General features: G+C 35.6%; 1 protein-coding gene. It reads right to left on the bottom strand.

Going from position 1 to position 860, the window contains the following annotated elements:
• Positions 1-24: 24 nt before the first annotated feature.
• Positions 25-860, bottom strand: an 836-nt coding sequence (locus NI461_RS14055) for an IS982 family transposase (protein ID WP_253157863.1), incomplete at its 5' end; no start/stop codon positions are given.

Here is an 860-nt window from a genome sequence, read left to right on the forward strand (position 1 = left end):
TAACCTGAATCCTGTTTAAGCCAACTATTCGATTACTCGAATGGTTGGCTTATTTCTGTGGCTCAATTGATATGCGCACAATGAAGCATAAATCCCTCCTAGAAATCCACAAACACTACGTACTCTACTCGTCACTAAATTGTACTGTCCTTTCAATAGGCTGAATAAAGTCTCTATTTTATTGCGCTGTTTTAAGTGATATTCATCAGATTCTTGTAGTTGAATAAACTTCATATTCTTTCGATGATAAGTAATTAAATCAATACCTTGATCTTTCAACCTACTTTTTAAATCTTGGCTGATATAACCACGATCCGCGTAAAGCTTTGCTTCTAAGCCTTCAACCAAATGCTCAACCATTTTTATGTCAGCCACATGTCCATTGGATAATGCTGAACAAACTATTTCTCCAAGTTGATTCATCACAACATGTAATTTACAGCCGTAGAACCAGCCCATTGAGCTTTTACCGCGAGAAGCAATTTTAGATAATGATTTATGGCGTTGAATCCGTTGGTTTTTACAAACAGGTAAAGTGGTTGAGTCAACCCATAAATATTGGCTCCGTTGACCTTTCATTAAGGCTACATGTAAAGCATGTAGTGCTAATTGATGCATATTAATCAGGTGAATCATGCGTTGATAACAAGGTAAGTTTTTAAATAAATGACTTTTATCCTGTTTCAGCCATGAAAAAAATGCTTTGAAATTATTGAAGTGAGAACACTTATACCAAATGGCGATAAAGATGATTTCAGAGATACTCAGTTGCGCTTTTCGGATTCTTAAGCAGTGATGGCTTTGCTTGAGGAATTTCCAGTAGGTTGCTTCAAATTTAAGAAAGAAATCATCAATTACAC

The sequence above is a fragment of the Acinetobacter sp. S4400-12 genome (assembly GCF_024129495.1).
Taxonomy (GTDB): domain Bacteria; phylum Pseudomonadota; class Gammaproteobacteria; order Pseudomonadales; family Moraxellaceae; genus Acinetobacter; species Acinetobacter lwoffii_C.